18 protein-coding genes are annotated in these 19,382 nt (G+C 67.4%); 9 read left to right on the top strand and 9 right to left on the bottom strand.

Features of this window, described 5'->3' with window-relative positions; all coding sequences use genetic code 11:
- Positions 1–29 precede the first annotated feature (29 nt).
- From AC1DR1_RS08000 to AC1DR1_RS07990, 3 genes are all read right to left on the bottom strand, one after another.
- The gene (locus AC1DR1_RS08000; protein ID WP_229993989.1) at positions 30–773 is read right to left on the bottom strand and encodes an HAD family hydrolase; all 744 of its coding nucleotides are present in this window, start codon (positions 771–773) and stop codon (positions 30–32) included.
- A 164-nt stretch (positions 774–937) separates the two neighbouring features.
- Positions 938–1,984, bottom strand: a complete 1,047-nt coding sequence (locus AC1DR1_RS07995) for a LacI family DNA-binding transcriptional regulator (RefSeq protein ID WP_476992422.1) — start codon at positions 1,982–1,984, stop codon at positions 938–940.
- 174 nt (positions 1,985–2,158) lie between these two features.
- A complete protein-coding gene (locus tag AC1DR1_RS07990) occupies positions 2,159–2,776 on the bottom strand; it encodes an alpha/beta hydrolase (protein WP_229993991.1) in 618 nt (205 codons plus the stop codon).
- 275 nt (positions 2,777–3,051) lie between these two features.
- Between AC1DR1_RS07990 and AC1DR1_RS07985 the strand changes: the two genes are divergently transcribed.
- From AC1DR1_RS07985 to AC1DR1_RS07960, 6 genes are all read left to right on the top strand, one after another.
- A complete protein-coding gene (locus tag AC1DR1_RS07985) occupies positions 3,052–3,315 on the top strand; it encodes a DUF6458 family protein (RefSeq protein ID WP_229993992.1) in 264 nt (87 codons plus the stop codon).
- Positions 3,316–3,911: 596 nt separating this feature from the next.
- Positions 3,912–4,730, top strand: coding sequence for a DeoR/GlpR family DNA-binding transcription regulator (locus AC1DR1_RS07980; RefSeq protein ID WP_229995964.1), 819 nt, complete (start codon positions 3,912–3,914; stop codon positions 4,728–4,730).
- Complete coding sequence (locus AC1DR1_RS07975; protein ID WP_229995965.1) at positions 4,727–5,713, top strand: 1-phosphofructokinase family hexose kinase; 987 nt, start codon at positions 4,727–4,729, stop codon at positions 5,711–5,713. The genes AC1DR1_RS07980 and AC1DR1_RS07975 overlap by 4 nt, the downstream gene beginning before the upstream one ends.
- 2 nt (positions 5,714–5,715) lie before the next feature.
- Complete coding sequence (locus AC1DR1_RS07970) at positions 5,716–7,797, top strand: PTS fructose transporter subunit IIABC (protein WP_229995966.1); 2,082 nt, start codon at positions 5,716–5,718, stop codon at positions 7,795–7,797.
- A 70-nt stretch (positions 7,798–7,867) separates the two neighbouring features.
- Positions 7,868–8,149: an HPr family phosphocarrier protein gene (locus AC1DR1_RS07965; RefSeq protein WP_229995967.1), complete on the top strand. Its 282-nt coding sequence runs from the start codon at positions 7,868–7,870 to the stop codon at positions 8,147–8,149.
- A gap of 304 nt (positions 8,150–8,453) precedes the next feature.
- Positions 8,454–8,741, top strand: coding sequence for a DUF7218 family protein (locus AC1DR1_RS07960; protein WP_364746923.1), 288 nt, complete (start codon positions 8,454–8,456; stop codon positions 8,739–8,741).
- Positions 8,742–8,776: 35 nt separating this feature from the next.
- Here the strand turns inward: AC1DR1_RS07960 and ku are convergent, their stop codons facing one another.
- Positions 8,777–9,766 (bottom strand): non-homologous end joining protein Ku, encoded by a 990-nt coding sequence (gene ku / locus AC1DR1_RS07955; protein ID WP_229995969.1) that lies wholly within the window; start codon positions 9,764–9,766, stop codon positions 8,777–8,779.
- A gap of 40 nt (positions 9,767–9,806) precedes the next feature.
- Between ku and AC1DR1_RS07950 the strand changes: the two genes are divergently transcribed.
- Complete coding sequence (locus tag AC1DR1_RS07950) at positions 9,807–12,392, top strand: ATP-dependent DNA ligase (RefSeq protein WP_364746921.1); 2,586 nt, start codon at positions 9,807–9,809, stop codon at positions 12,390–12,392.
- Positions 12,393–12,415: 23 nt separating this feature from the next.
- Here AC1DR1_RS07950 and AC1DR1_RS07945 read toward each other — a convergent pair whose 3' ends face one another.
- Positions 12,416–12,673, bottom strand: a complete 258-nt coding sequence (locus AC1DR1_RS07945) for a hypothetical protein (RefSeq protein ID WP_229995890.1) — start codon at positions 12,671–12,673, stop codon at positions 12,416–12,418.
- Positions 12,674–13,042: 369 nt separating this feature from the next.
- Here AC1DR1_RS07945 and AC1DR1_RS07940 point away from each other — a divergent pair, with 369 nt between their 5' ends.
- Together AC1DR1_RS07940 and AC1DR1_RS07935 are read left to right on the top strand one after the other, a co-directional pair.
- Positions 13,043–14,635, top strand: a complete 1,593-nt coding sequence (locus AC1DR1_RS07940; RefSeq protein WP_229995891.1) for an MFS transporter — start codon at positions 13,043–13,045, stop codon at positions 14,633–14,635.
- A 194-nt stretch (positions 14,636–14,829) separates the two neighbouring features.
- Positions 14,830–15,882 (top strand): FUSC family protein, encoded by a 1,053-nt coding sequence (locus AC1DR1_RS07935; RefSeq protein ID WP_229995892.1) that lies wholly within the window; start codon positions 14,830–14,832, stop codon positions 15,880–15,882.
- Between the two features lie 12 nt (positions 15,883–15,894).
- Here the strand turns inward: AC1DR1_RS07935 and AC1DR1_RS07930 are convergent, their stop codons facing one another.
- The 4 genes from AC1DR1_RS07930 to AC1DR1_RS07915 all read right to left on the bottom strand — a co-directional run bounded on the left by AC1DR1_RS07930 (position 15,895) and on the right by AC1DR1_RS07915 (position 19,256).
- A complete protein-coding gene (locus AC1DR1_RS07930) occupies positions 15,895–16,677 on the bottom strand; it encodes an SDR family NAD(P)-dependent oxidoreductase (protein WP_229995893.1) in 783 nt (260 codons plus the stop codon).
- Between the two features lie 25 nt (positions 16,678–16,702).
- Complete coding sequence (locus AC1DR1_RS07925; RefSeq protein WP_229995894.1) at positions 16,703–17,449, bottom strand: hypothetical protein; 747 nt, start codon at positions 17,447–17,449, stop codon at positions 16,703–16,705.
- 125 nt (positions 17,450–17,574) lie between these two features.
- Positions 17,575–17,919: a GNAT family N-acetyltransferase gene (locus AC1DR1_RS07920; protein WP_229995895.1), complete on the bottom strand. Its 345-nt coding sequence runs from the start codon at positions 17,917–17,919 to the stop codon at positions 17,575–17,577.
- Positions 17,916–19,256, bottom strand: a complete 1,341-nt coding sequence (locus AC1DR1_RS07915) for an acyltransferase family protein (protein ID WP_229995896.1) — start codon at positions 19,254–19,256, stop codon at positions 17,916–17,918. Before AC1DR1_RS07915 ends, AC1DR1_RS07920 begins: the two co-directional genes overlap by 4 nt.
- Between the last annotated feature and the right edge of the window lie 126 nt (positions 19,257–19,382).

Below are 19,382 nucleotides of genomic sequence, written 5' to 3'. Positions count from 1 at the left end.
GGTGTTAGGCGGCGGAAGCCGTCGCAGAGCTAGAGCAGTTCGGCGAGGTCGTTGACCACAACCGTGGCCCCGGCGTCGAGCAGCGTCTGCCGGCCGGCTCCGCGGTCGACGCCGATCACCGAGCGGAAGTCTCCCGCGCTGCCGGCCTGGACGCCGGAGACGGCGTCCTCCACCACGACGCAGTCCTGGCTCGGCAGATCCAGGAGCCGGGCGGCGTATTCGTAGGTGGCCGGGCTGGGTTTGCCGGGCAGCCCCTGGGTGACGGCGATGACGCCGTCGACCACCACCGGGAAGTAATCGGAGAGCCCGGCAGCCTTGAGCACGGCAGGGGCATTGCGGGACGAGGAGACGACGGCGAGCTTGAGTCCGCGGGCCAGTGCTGCGTCGACAAGCCGGACGGAGCCCTCGTAGGGCTGGACTCCGCCGGCCTCGACGATGTCGTTGAAGACCTTGTTCTTGCGGTTGCCCAGCCCATGGACGGTGTCATGCGCGGGCTCGTCGTCCGCCGGGCCCTCGGGCAGCACAATCCCGCGGGAGGCCAGGAAGTCCCGGACGCCGTCGAAGCGCGGCTTGCCGTCGATGTGGTCGAAGTAATCGCTCTCACGGTACGGCGCAGCCTCAGGGACCGAGGCCAGGAAGCCGTCGAAGAGCTGCTTCCAGGCCTGCTCGTGCACCACCGCGGTGGGCGTCAGGACGCCGTCGAGGTCAAAAAGGATGGCGGATGCGCCGGAGAGCGCACCGGCGAGGCCGGAGGTGTCGGGAACTACAGTCATGAGTCAAAGTCCTTTCAGACAACGGGCAGGCAAGACGGTTTGATCAAAGTTATGGTCTAAGGCAGTCAGTGCAGGGCAGTCGGTCCAAGCGCTGTCCGTTGCGACGGCGGCCCCGGCCTTTGCTGCTGTGTTTGGGTCCGTTCCGGCGGCGGGCACCGTCCGGATCAGCGGCGGCGCGTGCTGGTGCGTTCCAACAGTTTGGCGTCCAGCAGATGGTTCGACGGCGGACCGGCAAGGGGCGGATTGGGAAGTCCCGAGCAATGAAGTCTTTCAATCAGCAGGGTGGCCGCGAAAGCGCCCTGGTCGGCCACTGGCTGGGCAATAGTGGTCAGGCCCAGGAACCAACTCATCTGATGATCGTCTATTCCTATGATGGACACGTTTTCCGGCGCTGACAAACCGAACTCCCGCATCGCCATGAGCGCTCCGAAGGCTGTCTCGTCGCAGCCGGCGAAGATCGCGGACGGCATTCTGCGGTTTTCCACGAGCTCCACCATGGCCAGCCGGCCGCCTTCGATGCTGGAGCCGGCGTCGAGCACGAGGTCCGGATCGACCTCGAGGCCGTGGCCGGCCAGGGCCTGCTCGAAGCCCCGCCGCCGCTCGCTGGCGGTCACGAGGGAGGGCGCACCGGTTTCGCTGCCAGCGAGGATTGCAATGTCCCGGTGGCCCAGTTCCAGCAGGTGGTTGGTGGCGGCGCGGGCGGCTTCCGCGTTGTCGATCCCCACGTTGTCCCACGGCACGCCGTGCATCCCGACGCTGGCCACGGCGAGGCCCGACCCTGCGAGCGCGGCCATGTCGGCCTCACCGAGGCCGATGTTGAGCAGCAGCACACCGTCCACGCGCTGCGCCAGGCCCGCGAGGTCGCCGAAAAGCTTCTGCTGCACGCTGGGCCGGTTCCGGAGGCTGATCAGGACGGTGTCATAGCCGCTGTCGGCAAGGACTTCCTCGGCCGCTTCCACCGCCCGGGCAAAGAACCATGCCGTGGCGGTCGGGGCGATGATGGCCACGGAACCGGTGTTGCCGCCGGCCAGCCGGGATGCTGCCGCCGAGGCCTTGTAGCCCAGCTGGGCTGCCGCGGCACCGACCCTTGCCTTGGCTTGTGCCGAGACGTTGGGAAGCTGCCGGAGTGCACGGGAGACGGTGCAGATGGAGAGCCCGGAGAGCGCGGCGACGTCCTGGATTCTCACACGCGAGGTCTTGGCCTGCGGCACGGGCTCGACCCTTTCTCCCCCCGAAGTAGTGGGCCCGGTGTTCATGGCCGAGGTCGATTGTAAGCGCTTACAAATTTGGCATGCAAGTGGATGGTCCCATGTCGGGTGGGTGTTTGGGCGGCCGGCGGGACGGCGTCCAGGGCTGCGGGCGGGCGGCGGCTGCTCAGCGTCTGGTCAGCGCAGGACGTAGTGCCGCAGGAACGCACTGACGTCCACGAGTTCGGCCTTGGAAATCGAATGTCCCATGCCGGGGTACGTCCGGGCCGTGAGCTGGGTGTTCTGCTCCAGCCACTCCTCGGTGTGTTCGGCGGCGGCGTCGTTAATCACGACGTCGGCCCTGTCCCTGCCCCAAAAGAACGGCGGGCGGGAGGTGAAGGATTCGCTCATAGTCAGGAGTTCGTTGTCCAGGACAAAACCCGAGAGCCCGACCACCGCGCGGAACTGGTCAGGCCGGAGCCGCAGAAGCGTGCTGGCCATGGCCATCCCCTGCGAAAATCCGAACAGGCTGACGCTGCTGTGCCGGGACTTGACGGACTCGATCCAGGCGAAGACCGCGTTCGTGGAGGCGATGACGTCGGCGAAGTCGTGGGTGAGGAAGTAATCCAAAAGGAACCAGCCGTGGTGGTCTCCGATGTCCTTGGGCCCGCGCAGGGCAGCGCAACTGAACTCCGGCGGCAGGGAACCGAACAGCTTGGACATCCGCAACTCGTCCGTGCCGTAGCCGTGCAGCATCACCAGCAGCGGCGTGCCGGCGCGTTCGTGTTCGGGTTTTGACCAGACGACCGTCTCCATGGGCCCAGCCTATCCAGCGCGGGCTCGGGCTCCGCGCAGCATGCTTGGCGCAGCGTCCTTGACCGGCCCCGAGTTCCGCCGCGGAAGCGGACTTCTGCCCCCCGGATCCGCGGCGCGGCCGTCCGATTACGGGCCGGATGTCCGGAATCGGCGCGGAAATATCCCGGCCGGTCCGGGGGTGATTCATTGAAACAGCAGGGTCGGGGTTGTAGCGTGACGCTGGACAGCATGCTTAGCATCACCAAACTGCCCCTGCAGGCACCAAGGAGATCGTCTTGAGAATCGGTTCCGCCATCTTCCTCATCGCCATCGGCGCTATCCTTGCCTGGGCCGTCGCCCCGGGGCTGATCCCCAACGTGAACCAGGCCATGATCGGCTACATCCTGATGGCGGTCGGCGTGATTGGGCTCATCGCCTCGCTCGTCCTCGCCTCCCCCGGACGCGGCCGCACGCGCCGGGTCAGCGAAAGCCGCACGGTCGTGGACCCCAACACCGGCGAAACCATCACCCGCAATGAGAGCCGCGACGCGGGCCTCTGAGACTTTCCCGTGCACCCTTCGCGGCGCGGAATCCAACGACCCGGAAGCCGGGCCGGACCTTGAGGTCGGGCCCGGCTTCCGCCATGCGGGCTGTTTGTTCCCACCGCTGGACATGTCCCACGGCCCCACCCCAGGGAACACATGCCCAGCCCGGAGGCGCCCAGCCCAACGCAGCACATGCCCAGCCTTTCAAGCGAGCCGTGGACATAGTGCCATCATGCCCACTCCCCGCCCCAACCACTGGACATGTCCCGCAGAACCCGCCCCGCAGCCACCCCGGGCGGAGCACATGTCCCGCCCCCCGGAGGAGCCATGGACATAATCCCAACCTGCCCACTCCCCGGCCCGAACACTGGACATGTCCCGCAGAACCCGCCCCGCAGCCATCCCCGAACAATGGACATGTCCCCCGCCGCGGACACAACTTTCTGCGTTCATGTGGTTTTTCATTGACAAACCAACACGAACGAAGATAAAGTCAAACAATTCCACTTCATGTGACGGGAGTCACCGAAGCGGCGGGAACGGGTTTTCGAAATACGGAAGCCCGGGCAAGAACAAAAACCAAGTCAGACGCAGTACGCAATGGAGGGTAAGTGTTCGCCGAAGAGCGCCAGCAGCTGATCGTGGGGCTCATCTACGCCAGCGGCCGGGCCAGCGTCACGGACCTGGCCGAACGCTTCAGCATCACCACCGAAACCGTCCGCCGGGACCTCGCCGCCCTGGAAGCCGCCGGCAGCGTCCGCCGGGTGCACGGCGGCGCTGTTTCCCCCGACCGCTTCAGCACCACGGAGGAAAGCATCCTCGAGCGGACCGTTCAGCGGCAGCCCGAGAAGATCCGGATCGCCGAGGCCGCTCTTGCCCTCATGCCCCCGGGCCTCACCGGCAGCATCCTGATCGACGCCGGCTCCACCACGGAGGCCCTCGCCGAGCTCCTGTCCGCCCGGGCCGCCGGAGCCGCCGCAGCCGGCAGTCTGCCCGGACCCGGGTCCGACGCCGAACTCGTCGTCATCACCCACTCCCTGCCCATCGCATCCAGGCTCTCCGGCGAACCCGGCATCGCCCTGCACCTGCTCGGCGGCAAAGTCCGCGGCCTGACCCAGGCCGCTGTCGGCCAGTCCACGGTGGAGGCCGCGCGCCGGATCCGCCCGGACATCGCCTTCATCGGCACCAACGGCATCCATGCAGCCTTCGGGCTGAGCACACCCGATCCTGAAGAAGCCGCTGTCAAGGCTGCCTTCGTCCAATCAGCGCGCCGCATAGTGGTGCTGGCTGATTCCTCCAAGCTGGACGCGGAGACGCTTGTCCAGTTCGCCTCGTTAAAAGATCTGGACACCGTGATCACAGACACGCAACCCAGCCGGGAACTCGCCGACGCCCTTGCGGAAGCCGGAGTGGAGGTGGTGGTCGCGTGATTGTCACCCTCACCGCCAACCCCAGCCTGGACCGCACCGTAGCGCTGCCCGGCCCGCTCCTCCGCGGGGAAGTTCAGCGGGCCATCTCCGTCCGCCAGGAATCCGGGGGCAAGGGAGTCAATGTCTCCCGCGCCCTCGTCGCCTCGGGGCTCAAGACAATTGCTGTCCTCCCCGGCTCGGAGGCCGACCCTGTCCTCACGGGCCTGCGGGAGACCGACGTTCCGTTCGCGGCCCTCCCGATTGGCGAGCCGCTGCGCAGCAACGTGGCCCTCACGGAGCCCGGCGGCGTCACCACCAAGATCAACGAACCCGGACCGGTCCTCAGCGCGGATCAGCAGGAGGCCCTGATCAGCCTGTTGCTGGACCACGCACGCGGTGCCGCCTGGGTGGTCCTGGCCGGCTCGCTCCCACCCGGGGTTCCAGCCGACTTCTACGCGACCGTCACGCGGCGGCTGCGTTCCCTGTTCGACGGCGAGACCGCACCTCGGGTCGCCGTCGACTCATCCGGCGAACCCCTCGCCGCAGCGGTCTCCGGCGACACCTCGGGAAAACCGGACCTCTTGAAACCCAACGCCGAGGAACTGGTGGAACTGGCTGCCGCAGCCGGGTTCGCCACGAACAAGTCCGCCGAGGAGCTCGAAGCGGACCCGGAGGCTGCAGCAGCGGCCGCCTCCGCCGTCGTGCGCTCCGGAGTGGGTGCTGTACTGGCCACCCTCGGTTCCAAGGGCGCCGTTCTTGTGACGGCCGACGGCGCGTGGCTGGCCACGCACCCGCCGGTCACCGCGGTCAGCACTGTCGGCGCCGGCGATTCCTCGCTGGCCGGATACCTGCTCGCATCCAGCCAGGGCGCCGCCCCGGTCGATTGCCTCCGTCAGGCGGTGGCCCATGGTGCCGCCGCCGCTTCCCTGCCTGGCTCCACTGTCCCGGCAGTCAACCAAACCACCCCTGATGCCGTAACCATCACGGCCCTCCGGAAGGATTGACAGTGACACAGCTCATTACTACCGAACTGGTCGAGCTCGACCAGAATCTGGGCAGCTCGCCCGAGGACGTGATCCGGCATCTGGCAGGCAGAGTTGCAGCCACCGGACGCGCCACCGAGGCCGAAGGCCTCTTCGCCGACGCCTTTGCCCGGGAATCGAAGACCGCCACGGGAGTCCCGGGCGGCATCGCGATCCCGCACTGCCGCTCGACGGCGGTCACCGAACCCACCCTGGCGATGGCGCGGCTGTCCCAGCCGGTCGACTTCGGCGCCAAGGACGGGCCCGCGGACATTATCTTCTTCATCGCCGCTCCTGAAGGCGCGGACCAGGACCACTTGAAGCTGCTGTCGAAGCTGGCGCGGTCACTGATCAAAAAGGACTTCACGGCCAGCCTGCGCGCCGCGACCTCCCAGGCGGAGATTGTCGAGCTCGTCGACGCCGCCTTGGCGGACAAGCCGGCCGCCCACACCCCTGCCGAAGCGACCGGCGCCGCTTCCGCGGCCGCCGCCTCAGCCACTGTCGCGGGTGCTGAGGGAGAAGGTGCCGGCGCAGCGAAGGCCAAGAGGCCCAAGCGCCTCGTCGCCGTCACAGCCTGCCCCACCGGCATCGCCCACACCTACATGGCCGCCGACTCGCTGGTTGCCGCGGCCAAGGAAGTCGGCGTGGACCTGCAGGTGGAAACCCAGGGATCCTCCGGCGCCAAGGCCCTTGACCCCGCCGTGATCGCGGCCGCCGACGCCGTGATCTTCGCCGTGGACGTGGATGTGCGCGGCAAGGAGCGCTTCGCCGGCAAGCCGGTCATCAACGCGCCGGTCAAGCGCGGCATCGACGAACCGGACAAGATGGTCGCCGAAGCACTCGCCGCCGCGGACAATCCGCACGCCCACCGCGTGCCGCACTTCGGCGCCGAGGAGCAGGCCGAGCTCGCGGCCGAGGAAAAGAGCGAACACATCGGCACGAAGCTGAAGAAGGCCCTCCTGACCGGTGTCAGCTACATGATCCCGTTCGTGGCCGGCGGCGGTCTGCTGATCGCCCTAGGCTTCCTGTTGGGCGGCTACGACATCACCGCCTTCGCGGACAAGATCCTGGCGGAAAACAGCCTCTTCAACCTGCCCACCGTGTATCCGGAACTGGCGTGGGGCCCGCTGGGCGCATACCTCGGTGCCGTGATGTTCAAGATTGGCGCCCTGTCCCTGGGCTTCCTCGTACCCGCACTGGCCGGCTACATCGCCTACGCCATCGCTGACCGGCCCGGCATCGCCCCGGGCTTCGTGTCCGGCGCTGTTGCCGTCTTCATGGGCGCAGGGTTCCTCGGCGGCATCGTGGGCGGCCTGATCGCCGGCTACGTGGCACATTCGATCGGCAAGCTCAACGTGGCCCGCTGGCTGCGCGGCCTGATGCCGGTGGTCATCATCCCGCTCATAGCGTCGCTCGCGGCTTCCGGCCTGCTGTTCGTGTTCCTGGGCGCCTACATCGCCCGGGTCACTGTCGGGCTCAACGAATTCCTGTCCGGCCTCACCGGTGCCAGCGCCATCGCCCTGGGCGTCATCCTGGGCCTGATGATGTGCTTCGACCTCGGCGGTCCGGTCAACAAGGTGGCCTACTCCTTCGCCGTCGCCGGCCTGGGTGCAGCCTCCATCACCAACCAGGCCCCGTGGCAGATCATGGCAGCCGTCATGGCCGCCGGCATGGTCCCGCCGCTGGCCATGGCACTTGCTGCGACCGTGCTGAACAAGAAGCTCTTCAGCCTCGCGGAACAGGAAAACGGCAAGGCCGCCTGGCTGCTGGGCGCCTCGTTCATCACCGAAGGCGCCATCCCGTTCGCCGCCGCCGACCCGCTGCGCGTCATCCCCGCCAGCATGCTCGGCGGAGCCGTGACAGGCGCCATCTCGATGGCGGCGGGCGTGGGGTCCAAGGCCCCGCACGGCGGAATCTTCGTCTTCTTCGCGATCGATCCCTTCCTGATGTTCGTCGTCGCCATTGCGGCCGGTACCGTCGTGAGTGCCTTCGCCGTGATCGCGCTCAAACGCTGGGCAGTCAAGAAGCCGGTTGATACGGTGGAAACGGTTCCCGTAGCCGCCTGAACCAGTGCATGATTCTTTCAAGCAAACACCCACAGCTGATAAACACAGAAGCTGACTTCAAGGAGCAGAAATGACCGAACGTAACGCCACCATTGCCAGCCGCGTTGGGCTGCATGCCCGTCCGGCAGCCATCTTCGCCGAGGCTGCAGGCGAGTTCGACAACCTCGAGATCACGATCGCCCGCCTGGGCGAGCCGGAGGACGAGGCCATGGACGCCGCCAGCATCCTGTCGCTGATGAGCCTGGGCGCCTCCCACGGCGAGGTTGTGGTGTTGCGTGCCAAGGGCGAAGGCGCCGACGCGGCACTGGACCGCCTCGTGCAGATCCTTGAGACGGATCACGACGCCGAATAGCCTCACCTTCCGGCCCCGCGCCGGAACACCGGCAGCTTCAGAAGGCCCGGCCGCCCCCGATGAGGGGCCGGCCGGGCCTTCGCGTTGCCGGGCCACCCCTGTGGCTGCGCCGGCTTGAACTGGCTGGATTGGCTGAATTGGCTGGGCTGGCTGGGCTGGCTGCGCGGGAGACCGTGATTTTTGTCAGTGAGCTTAGTGAATGCTTGTCACGGCTCCGCGGCGCGGCTAGTTTGGAATCCCCGGCGGCACCGTCCGCGGGCCGCCGCCCAAGTGGTTCCCGGCCGAAGGAGATGATCGCGCAGCCATGCCAACAAAGAAGGGCGAGCCCCGCGGCTCAGAAAGCCCCAGCATCAAGGACCCCGAGCTCTACGAGAAGCTGCTCGAGGACGGCGCCTCCAAGCAAAAAGCCGCCAGGATCTCCAACGCCGCCGCCAAACGGGGCCGTTCCTCAGTCGGCCGCAAGGGCGGCAAGGCCGGAGACTATGAGGACTGGACAGTGCCGCAGCTGAAGGCACGCGCCAAGGAGATCGGCCTCACGGGCTACTCTGCCAAGAAGAAGAGCGAGCTCATCTCCGCCCTGCGGAACTCCTGATTAGCGTGCGCGACGGCGCCAGCCGGCTTCCGGGCTCAGGCACCCTTTCGGGCCGTCTTCGCGGCCGTCGCTGTGGGAGCCGCCGCCGTCTTGGAAGCCGCAGTCTTGGCAGAACCAGCCCTGGTGGAGGCCGCCTTGGTGGCTGTGGACTTGGACGCCGGCGTCTTCGCGGCTGCCTTGGGGGCGGCCTTGGCCGCCGGTCCGGAAGCCCCGGCCGGCGCCTCCGCGGCACCTCCCCCTCCGCCGCGCTTTTTCTCGATGCTGCGTTTGAGGGCTTCCATCAGGTCGATCACTTCGCCCTCGCCGGCCTCGGCAGGGGCGCCGAAGGTCTCCTCCGTATCCAGCGACTCCCCCTTGTCCAGCTTCGCCTCGATCAGCTGGCGCAACTGCTCCTGATAGTCGTCCGTGAACTGGTCCGGCTCAAAGTCGGAGGCCATCGAATCGACCAGGGCGGCGGACATCTCGCGTTCCTGCGCCGAGATCCGGATGGAGGTCTCGAGTGCGGGAAAGCTGGCTTCGCGGACTTCGTCGGCCCACAACAGCGACTGCAACACCAGGACCTCATCGCGAATCCTCAGCGCGCCCAGCCGCGTCTTGTCCCGGAGCGCGAACTGCACAACTGCCACACGGTCCGTGTCCTCCAAGGCCCGCCGCAGCAGCACATAGGCCTTGGGCGACTTGGAGTCGGGTTCAAGGTAGTAGCTTTTTTCAAACATCATGGGATCGAGCTGATCGGCCGGAACGAACTGGACCACTTCGATTTCGTGGCTGTTTTCCGCCGGGATGGACTTGAGCTCGTCGCGGGTCAGGACCACCGTGCGGCCATCGTCCTCATACGCCTTGTCGATGTCCTCGTAGTCGATGATCTTGCTGCAGACCTCGCAACGGCGCTGGTAGCGGATCCGGCCGCCGTCGGCGTTGTGGACCTGGTGGAGGCTGATGTCGTGGTCCTCGGTGGCGCTATAGACCTTGACCGGCACGTTGACCAGCCCGAACGCTATTGCGCCTTTCCAGATGGCTCTCATGGATCAAGTGAACATCACAGTTGCGCGGAGGTGAAGGGTTTTGCCCAACGGTAAAGAGCGCGTCCGGGTGGACGGACGCGAACTGGTGCTCACCAACCTGGAAAAAGTCATGTACCCGGAGACGGGCACCACCAAGGCCGACGTCCTGGCCTACTATGCCGCCGTCGCACCAGTGCTGATCCCCGCGGCCCGCAACCGGCCGGCCACGCGGAAGCGCTGGGTCCACGGCGTCGGGACCGCCGATGCCCCCGGGGAGATGTTCTTCCAGAAGAACCTGGACCATTCAACGCCCGGCTGGGTGCCCCGCGCCGCCATCACGCACAAGGACCGGACCATCCAATATCCCCTGGTCAATGATCCCGCCACCCTGACCTGGCTGGCCCAGATCGCGGCCCTGGAGATCCACGTGCCGCAGTGGCGGGTGGACTCCCACGGCAATGCCTTGCCTCCCGACCGGCTGGTGCTGGACCTGGACCCCGGCGAGGGTGCGGGACTGGCGGAGTGCGTGGAGGTGGCCCGGCTGGCCCGCACCATCCTGCAGGACGTGGGCCTGGATCCCGTGCCCGTAACGAGCGGCAGCAAGGGCATCCACCTCTACGCCGCCCTGGACGGATCCCAGAGCTCGGACCAGATTTCCGATTTCGCCCACGAACTGGCCCGCTCGCTCGAAGCAGACCACCCGGATCTGGCCGTCAGCGACATGAAGAAGACCCTGCGCGCCGGCAGGGTGCTCGTGGACTGGAGCCAGAACAACGCCGCCAAGACCACCATCGTGCCGTACTCGCTGCGCGGCCGGCCCCGGCCTACGGTGGCCGCACCGCGCACGTGGCGGGAACTCGGCTCCCCCTCGCTGCACCACTTGGACTTCCAGGAGGTAATGAAACGCGTCGCCGCCGGCAAGGATCCGTTCGCTCCCGTCTCCGGCGGCCGGCACGACGGCGGAGCCGCCGCGGCCCACGCGGCGGAACACCCACCCGGAGGACGGACCGAGACATCTCCCGAGCAGGCCGGCAACGGCGGCGACACCGACCCGCGGCTGGACGAGTACCGCACCAAACGGGACCGGGCAGGCACGCCAGAGCCCTTCACGGCGGAACGGCACCAGGCCGGGGACGACGGCGGGACACGGCAGGAGAAATTCGTCATCCAGGAGCACCACGCCAGGCGGCTTCACTACGACTTCCGGCTCGAACGCGACGGGGTGCTGGTGTCCTGGGCACTGCCCAAGGGCGTCCCCACCAGCAAGGCCAAGAACCACCTCGCGGTCCAGACCGAAGACCACCCGATGGACTACGCCGACTTCGAAGGTGACATTCCCCAGGGCCAGTACGGCGCCGGGACGGTCAGCATCTGGGACCGCGGATACTACGAATGCGAAAAGTGGATCGCCGGCAAGGAGGTCATCGCCACCCTGACCGGAGCGGAGGGCGGCGGCCTTGGCGGGCCCCGCAGGTTCGCCCTGATCCACACCGGTCAGGCCAACGACCAATGGCTCATCCACCTGATGGACCCGGCGGGCTCGGCCAAAGGCCACCCCGGCGCGCGGCGCCCGTCCGGCACAGCGGACGACGCCGACGACGGCGGCGGCGGCCACGTCGAGGGCGAAGTCGAGGGCGACGACGGAGCGGACGCCGGCACCGGCGCCGAACCGGCCCCCGACGCCTCCGGGTTCAGTCCGATGCTGGCCACGTCCGGGACCCTGGCGGACCTGCCGGACCTGGACTGGCAGTACGAGCTCAAATGGGACGGCGTGCGGGCCCTGGTCATCGGCGACGCCACCAGAATCCGGCTCATCAGCCGGAACGGCATCGACATGTCCGTGAGCTACCCCGAACTCACGGACCGGGCCCGTTGGCCGGAACAGGGCTTCGTCGCCGACGGCGAGATCATCGCCGTCGGGCGCTCCGGCCGGCCGGACTTCGGCCTGCTGCAGAGCCGGATGAAACTCAGCAAGGCCGCCGACGTCACCAGGGCGCAGGAGTCGACGCCTGTGCGGCTGATGCTGTTCGATCTGCTCTTCGACGCCGGCCAGGACCTGCGCCGCCTGCCGCTGAGTGAGCGCCGGCACCGGCTGGAGCAGTTCTTCCGCCCTTCCGCCGGCCCGGTGGAACTCTCCGGCGTGATTGACGGCGACGCCGCGCACATCCTGGAAAGCGTCGCCGAGCTGGGGCTGGAGGGTGTCATGGCCAAGCGGACAGACGGGCGCTATGTCGGCCAGCGCAGCCGGTCCTGGCTGAAGCTCAAGATTGAGCGGACCCAGGAGGTGGTGGTGGGCGGCTGGCGGCCCGGAAAGGGCGAACGCGGGGATTCCGTTGGCTCGCTGCTGCTGGGAATACCGGACGGCTCGAAGCTACGGTACGTGGGGCGGGTGGGCAGCGGCTTCAGCGACCGTGAACTCAAGGAACTCAGGCAACAACTGGACGCCCTGCCGCGGAAGACCTCCCCGTTCCGGGAGGTGCCCCACGCCGACGCCGCAGACGCCAACTGGGTGAGTGCAAAACTCGTCGGCGAGGTCACCTTCGGGGAATGGACCGGCACCGGGAAGCTCCGGCACCCGGTGTGGCGCGGCTGGCGCCTGGATAAGACGCCAGCCGACGTCGTGGTCGACCCTGCCGCCGGCCCCTAGTTAGGGGGCCGGTTGTGATGGGGCTAGTCGTGGTGGGGCATCTGTGGACGGCTTTGCCGGTGCATGGCTCCAGTGGCCACCTGCTGGCCTTGCCGCCCGCGGGCGGTATCGCGGTCCTTGGGGTGACGCTGCTTGCCACTGCCGTCCGGCCATTGCTGTCCTTGGCCCGCCCCGGGGGGAGCATGGTGCAGGGTCTCCGGTCCGGGCGCGTCAGCCATGGACTGCGCCAGATGGCCCGCGACCTCGGGCTCGATTTCTTCTCCGAATTGATGGTCCGCCATTGATCTTCCTTTCCGCTGTAATAACCGCTGTGAAGTGAAGTGTCCATCAATCGTAGGACTGCACGGATGAGATGTCTGTAGTGGCTGTGGCTGACTCTCCATTGGCCCGAATTCCGCCCAAAAATCCGCGTTTGCAAGGGCTGGTGCGGAAAATTTTGGCCGCGGCGCCGCCGGGATCGCCGGTTCCCAGTAATCGCGCGGCGAAACGGGGCAAAAGAAAATAGCGGAGTGGCCCCAAATGCCACCCGAAATGAGCGATCATACGGCACCAAACTCGGAAACTCCAGAGAAATCCCGTAAAATTGAAAGCCTGCCCAGAGCGGGGCAGCTACAAGTCGCAAGCAAATGACCTCCATAGGAGTGGCCCAAATGCCCACAGACCGAAGCACGACCGACTCTTCAGCAGGCGTTATTAACGCCAGCGGAACCAACCAAGGCGCGCCCAAGGGTGTGAAGAAACCAAAGCTACGTCGCCGTCGACTCCGCGAGTCCGACGTCAACGTTGTCGACCAGCCGATGCTCAAGAAGGCGCTCGGCGGCACCATCGTGGGTAACACCATGGAGTGGTACGACGTCGGCGTGTTCGGCTACCTGATCACCACCATGGGACCGGTGTTCCTGCCGGAGGCGGACAAGTCCGTCCAGACCCTGTTCCTGCTGGGAACCTTCGCCGCCACCTTCATCGCCCGCCCCCTCGGCGGAGTCGTGTTCGGCTGGCTTGGCGACAAGATCGGCCGCCAGAAGGTCCTTGCCACGACCCTGATGATCATGGCCGCCAGCACCTTTGCTGTCGGGCTCCTGCCCGGCTACGCGCAGATCGGCATCTGGGCTGCGGTCCTGCTGGTCCTGTTCAAAGTTATCCAGGGCTTCTCTACCGGCGGTGAATACGCCGGCGCCACGACCTTTGTGAGCGAGTACGCCCCTGACAAGCGCCGCGGATTCTTCGCCAGCTTCCTGGACATGGGCAGCTACCTCGGCTTCGCCCTTGGCGCAGCCCTCGTGTCGGTGCTGCAGCTGACCCTCGGCCAGGACACCATGGAGCAGTGGGGCTGGCGCATCCCGTTCCTCATTGCCGGCCCGCTCGGCCTGATCGCCGTGTACTTCCGGAGCAAGATCGAGGAATCGCCGCAGTTCCAGGCAACCCTGGATGCCCAGGAGAGCCTCGCCAAGGACGCAACCGCCTCGGACACCGCAGCCTCCAAGGGCCCGGTGGGCATCGTGAAGGCGTACTGGCGCTCCCTCATCGTCGCGATGATCCTGGTAGCGGCAGCAAACACCGCCGGCTACGCACTGACCTCCTACATGCCGACGTACCTCACGGAGTCCAAGGGCTACGACGAGCTGCACGGCACGCTGCTGACCATCCCCGTGCTGGTCATCATGAGCCTCTGCATCCCGCTGACCGGCAAGCTTTCTGACCGGATCGGCCGCCGCCCCGTGCTGTGGATCGGCGCCATCAGCACGGTGGTCCTGGCCACCCCCGCGTTCCTCCTGATCGGCATCGGCGAAGTCTGGTCCACGTTGGCCGGCCTTTCCCTGATTGCATTCCCGGTGACGTTCTACGTGGCCAACCTGGCTTCGGCCCTGCCGGCCCAGTTCCCGACGGCAAGCCGCTACGGCGCCATGGGCATCGCGTACAACTTCTCGGTGGCCATCTTCGGCGGCACCACGCCGTTCATCGTTGCTGCCCTGATCACCGCAACCGGCAACGACATGATGCCGGCCTACTACCTGATGGCCACCTCGGCGATCGGCGCCGTAGCGATCTACTTCCTCAAGGAATCCGCCCAGATGCCGCTGCCTGGCTCCATGCCGAGCGTGGACACCCAGGCCGAGGCCCGGGAACTGGTCGCGACGCAGGACGAGAACCCGCTGATCGACCTTGAGCACATGGATATGCCCATGGTCGCACCGGCCACCGCAGGGCGCGGGGAAGCCGAGAAAGTTCCGGCCTCAGTCTGACCTGCCCGGTCCGACCGGTCCCGGCAGCGGTAGCCCAGGCTACGTAGCTGACAGCCCCGCCCTTCGAGGCCTGTTCCGTATGTTTACCCGTTGGGGGAGCATCCGGAACAGGCCTTAGGCGTGTCCACACCACTTTCAGTCCCCGGGGACCCGGGGCCCCGGGGAAAAACACCGAAAACGGAGAGGCAGTTGTGATGACCCTGCTGCACCACATCCGTTCGCTGCACAGCCTGGCCCCGGCCAACAAGGACCACGTGTCGGCCTGGCGGGTGGCGATCAGCGTGGCCGTTCCGTCGTTGGTGCTGTTGGCGGCAGGGCGCCCCGAGCTGACCGGCTACGCCGTTTTCGGCGCGCTGACGGGCATGTACGGCCGCACCGAGCCCCATCAGCTCCGGCTCCGCCACCAAGGCCAGGCGGCTGTCCTGCTGCTCAGCGGTGTGGGGGTCGGCGTCTTCCTCTCCGTCCATCACATTCATTCGTGGGCCCTGGTGATCGCGGAGGCCGCGTTTGCCGGCGTGGCTTCGCTGTTCACGGACAGGACGGCCCTGAAACCGGCCGGCCCCTTCTTCGGGATCCTGGCCCTGGGCGCGTGCGCTTCTGTTCCGGCCGCAGTCCCTTGGCAGACGGCTGTTCTCATCGCCGCGGGATCGGCCGCGTTCTCGATCGTGATCGGCTTTGGCGGCTGGTTCCGGGGCCGCACCTGGCAGCGAGGTTGGCGGCGGGACGTCACGGTGCTGAGCGGGGCAGGCCGCCGGGCGGTGTGGCTGCATGCCGCCCGTTACGTGAGCGCTGTCGCCGCCGCCGGGACCCTCGGGGTCCTCAGCGGCAGCGGCCACCCGCATTGGGCCATGGCCGCGGCGGCGGTGCCGCTTTCCGGCGCGGATCTGCCCAGCAGCGTGTACCGCGGCGTCCACCGGATTGTCGGCACCCTCGTGGGCCTGGTGGTGGTTGCAGCCATCCTGTTCCCGTGGCCGGGCTCGCCGCTGCTGGCCTTCCCCGGACAGGAGGCCGCCGTCTTGGTCTGCCTGGTGATCGTCCTGCAGTTCAGCACCGAACTGTTCATGACCCGGCATTATGGCCTGGCCATGGTGTCCTTCACCCCGGTGATCCTGCTGGTCGGACAGCTGGCGGCGCCGACCGATCCCGGCGTCCTGATAGCCGAACGGGCCGTAGAGACCGGCGTGGGCGCCGCCGTCGGGATTCTGGTGGTCGTGCTGATACGGCGCGGGCGCCTGGCTATGCCCTGATGTGCCCGGCGCCTACTTGGCGCGCCGCGCCGGCCCAGCGACGAGCTTTGACGGCAGCACCCGTGAAACCGAGGTCAGGACCTTGTAGCGCTTGCTGGGGATGGAGACGGCCTTGCCCTTAGCGTTGTCCGCCAGGCCCTCGCTGACCACTTGCCGCGCCTCGAGCCACATCCAGCGCGGCGTCACGGTCTTGTCCATCCCCATCCGGTCGTGGAACTCGGTGTGGGTGAAGCCGGGGCACACCGCGGTGACCTTTACCCCGCGCGCCGCGTAGGCCATGTTGGCTGAGCGCGAGAAGCTCAGCAGCCAGGCCTTCGCTGCGGAGTACGTTCCGCGGGGCAGGAAGGCCGCCACGCTGGCGACGTTGATGATCCTGCCGGACCGGCGCGCGAGCATGCCCTGCAGGGCGGCGTGGCTGAGCTCCATGGCGGTTTCGACATGGAGTTTCAGGTGCTTCTTCTCCTCGGCAATGTCGTTGTCCTCGAAGGACCGCAACAAACCGATTCCCGCATTGTTGACCAGGATCTCCACCGGCCGTGCGGGATCGGTGAGGCGGGCGACGACGGCGGCAATCCCGGCGTCGTCGGTCAGGTCCGCGGCGATCGTCTCCGCCCCGGCCCCGTAGCTGTTCTCCAGCTCCGCCGCAGTGGCCGCGAGGCGGCCAGCGTCCCGGGCCACGAGCACCACGCGGTGGCCCTGTTCGGCCAATTGGCGGGCGAACTCGGCGCCCAGGCCTGCCGTGGCGCCCGTAATGAGAGCGGTGGTGTCCGGAGTGGACGCTGTTTGTGGATTCATAGCGACAGCCTAGCGGTGTACCGGCTCAGGCAAAGGCCGTGTCCGACGCCACTTCGTCCCCCGTCTGGCCGTCGCCCTCCGCCAGGCCGTCACCATCGGCCAGGTGGCGGTTCTGAAGCTCTTCGGCCGCGAGTTCATACCAGGTGTGCGCTCCGTACGACGGACTGCTGGTGTCGAGGTGGCGGTACAGGGCGTCGGCGAGCCGGCACAGGGCAGTGTCGGACAGGGCCCGGACCGTGGCCGCCGGATCCAGTGTGTCCTCGAAGTACTCCGAAAGCGCCAGCCCGTCCATGGCGCCAAGGTCACTGACGATGCCGGCCTCCGTGGCCAGCGGAATGTTGGCAGCCCCAAGCCCGGAGTCCAGGTCGGAGTCCAGGCCCGTGTCGAGCCCGGAGTTGAGACCGGCGTCGAGTCCGGCGAGGACTTCGGCGTCGGCGCCGACGTGGAGGAGGCAGATAGGCAGCTCAGCCGGTTCCTCGAGGGTGAGGCGGAATGGCACGGCCGCTCCGGGGTCCACGGCATCCTGGGGCTCCGGAAACGGCAAGGGGCTGGCATCCGCGAGCCGCCGGAGGTCCAGCAGCACATCCGGGTCCAGGTGGGACGTGCCGTGGAGGTCTACGATCACCTCGTCCCCGGCACCGATGCGGCCGGCGCGACGCACGATATGCATGAGGGCAGCCGAATCCGACGGGGCGACGCAGCCGGTAATTTCGAGCGTGACACGGGCGGGATCGATGTCCATCCGGACAAACACACGCAGTTTATGGTTCATGGGGTTCTCCAAAGGGACCTGTCCAAGAGCCAACTGCATAACTCTGCTCAAACTTTACGAGGTTGTTCTCCGGCTCACAAGCGGGCCCGGCACCCGTACAGATCCGGGCCTGCCGGATCAGGCGTTCAGGCCCCCTCAGGTACCCGCTCGGGCCAGTCCACATACTGGTGGTACGACTCATGTTTGCGCAGGTAGCGGTACATGAACGGGCAATTCGGGATGATCCGCTTGCCGGAGGCAACGACGTCATCGAGGGCGAAGTGCGCCAGCACCTTGGCGAGCCCCTGGCCCTGGAACTGCTCAGCCGTATCCGTGTGGATGAAGTCGATATGGCCCGGCCTGTCGATGAAACGCACCTGGACGGCCAGCTTGCCGCCGACACGGAGTTCGTAGCGGTGCAGCTCGTCGTTTCTGATGGTGGAGACGTCCGGGGCGAAGGTGTCTTCCGTGGTTGCCGAGTTCTCCGTCATGGTTCGACATTGGCACTTAATGGCGGGCGTGGCAATGGCGGTTCAGATCCGCTCTGCCCGTCATGTGGGGTGGTCAGCCGGATAGGAATCCGTCCCAGGAGCACGACGGCGAGCGCGAAGCAGGCGGCACCCCCGCCGAGGAGCCCAAGCATGAGCCCGTTGAGCGCCGCGTTGACCGCCGGGACAAAAACGGCGACCGCGGCCAGCAGCACGGCGGCCGCCGGGCGGCTCTGCGCCGGGCCGGACGCCGTCGGCCGCTCCTCCAGCCTGCCAAACAGCGCCAGCACCGGCAGCAACAGCGCGATGACGCCCATCAGCACCAGGGGCCGCCCCCACCACCAGGCCGCGCTTCCTCCGGCCGGCTGGGGAAAATCCGTCAGCAGCAGCAGCCCGGACATCGCCGCCAGCAGGGGCAGGTGCCACAAGTAGACGGTCATGGACCGCCGGCCGGCCACGCCCATCATCCGCCGCACGCCGGCCAGGGACGCGATCCGGGACAACCCCGGCCGGAAGAGCTGGAGGGCGGCGGCCTGGGAGATGCCCAGGAGCAGCAGCGTCACGTTGGGCGGATTGAGGTTCACCAGCATGTTCCCGGAGTACAGCCGCAGCAGCACTATCAGCCCCAGCAGCATGTTGCTGGCAACCATGATGCCAAAATGCGCCGGCCGGCCCGGCAGCAGCCGCTCGCCGTCTGCCACGATGAATCCGAGCTGCTGCACGGCGCACCACACGAACACCATGTTCAGGTAGGCCAGCGGCGGCAGCACTCCCCGCAGGCAATCGACCGCCACCACCAGGGAGGTCAGCCCGGCGAGGGTCAGCCACGGCGCGCGCGAGTGGAGAGCCGCCAGCCAGGGAAGGTTGAGTTGCGCGGCGAGGTACGCGGCCAGGAACCACAGCGGCATTCCGGCTCCGCTGGTCAGCAGCTCGATGACCTGGGCGTCAACCCCTGCCAGGCGGGCAGCGGACAGGGCGATGAACATGACAGCCAGCAGGACGGCAGCCGGACGGATCAGGCGCAGCAACCGGCCCTGCATGAAATCGAAGGCGTTGCCGCCCCTGGCGCGCAGCCGCTGCCAGGAGTGCAGACCGGTGATCCCGCCGGCCACAAAGAACAGCGGCATGATCTGGAAGACCCACACCACCGGCTCAAACCAGTGCTGATCGCCCAGGATGTTCTCGGTGGTCACGGTGCCGTCCGGGTGCAGGACCGGGCTGACCATCATCGTGTGCGCGACCACCACCAATGCCAGGCAGAAGAACCGGACAAGGTCGATCACCGGGTCGCGGTCCGGCATCGGGGCCGGGCCGCCGGCTGACCGCTGCTGTGGAACCATGGCGCCCCCTGGGAAGGCCGGCTGTGTCGCATCATTGTCGGCCCTGGGGCGCCTTGACGGCCAGAGCAGTTTGGCCCAGTTCCGTGCCGGTGTTCAGGCGCTAAGCAGCTCCAGCATGCCGAGGGA

This window comes from Arthrobacter sp. P4_F10, from assembly GCF_056401435.1.
This window is presented reverse-complemented; position numbering and strand designations above follow the sequence as displayed.

Excerpts from the sequence above, each read along its gene's own strand:
- AC1DR1_RS08000 (WP_229993989.1), bottom strand. The coding sequence starts at position 773 with ATGACTGTAGTTCCCGACACCTCCGGCCTCGCCGGTGCGCTCTCCGGC.
- AC1DR1_RS07990 (WP_229993991.1), bottom strand. The coding sequence starts at position 2,776 with ATGGAGACGGTCGTCTGGTCAAAACCCGAACACGAACGCGCCGGCACG.
- AC1DR1_RS07965 (WP_229995967.1), top strand. The coding sequence starts at position 7,868 with ATGACCGAACGTAACGCCACCATTGCCAGCCGCGTTGGGCTGCATGCC.
- AC1DR1_RS07960 (WP_364746923.1), top strand. The coding sequence starts at position 8,454 with ATGCCAACAAAGAAGGGCGAGCCCCGCGGCTCAGAAAGCCCCAGCATC.
- ku (WP_229995969.1), bottom strand. The coding sequence starts at position 9,766 with ATGAGAGCCATCTGGAAAGGCGCAATAGCGTTCGGGCTGGTCAACGTG.
- AC1DR1_RS07945 (WP_229995890.1), bottom strand. The coding sequence starts at position 12,673 with ATGGCGGACCATCAATTCGGAGAAGAAATCGAGCCCGAGGTCGCGGGC.
- AC1DR1_RS07940 (WP_229995891.1), top strand. The coding sequence starts at position 13,043 with ATGCCCACAGACCGAAGCACGACCGACTCTTCAGCAGGCGTTATTAAC.
- AC1DR1_RS07935 (WP_229995892.1), top strand. The coding sequence starts at position 14,830 with ATGACCCTGCTGCACCACATCCGTTCGCTGCACAGCCTGGCCCCGGCC.
- AC1DR1_RS07930 (WP_229995893.1), bottom strand. The coding sequence starts at position 16,677 with ATGAATCCACAAACAGCGTCCACTCCGGACACCACCGCTCTCATTACG.
- AC1DR1_RS07925 (WP_229995894.1), bottom strand. The coding sequence starts at position 17,449 with ATGAACCATAAACTGCGTGTGTTTGTCCGGATGGACATCGATCCCGCC.
- AC1DR1_RS07920 (WP_229995895.1), bottom strand. The coding sequence starts at position 17,919 with ATGACGGAGAACTCGGCAACCACGGAAGACACCTTCGCCCCGGACGTC.
- AC1DR1_RS07915 (WP_229995896.1), bottom strand. The coding sequence starts at position 19,256 with ATGGTTCCACAGCAGCGGTCAGCCGGCGGCCCGGCCCCGATGCCGGAC.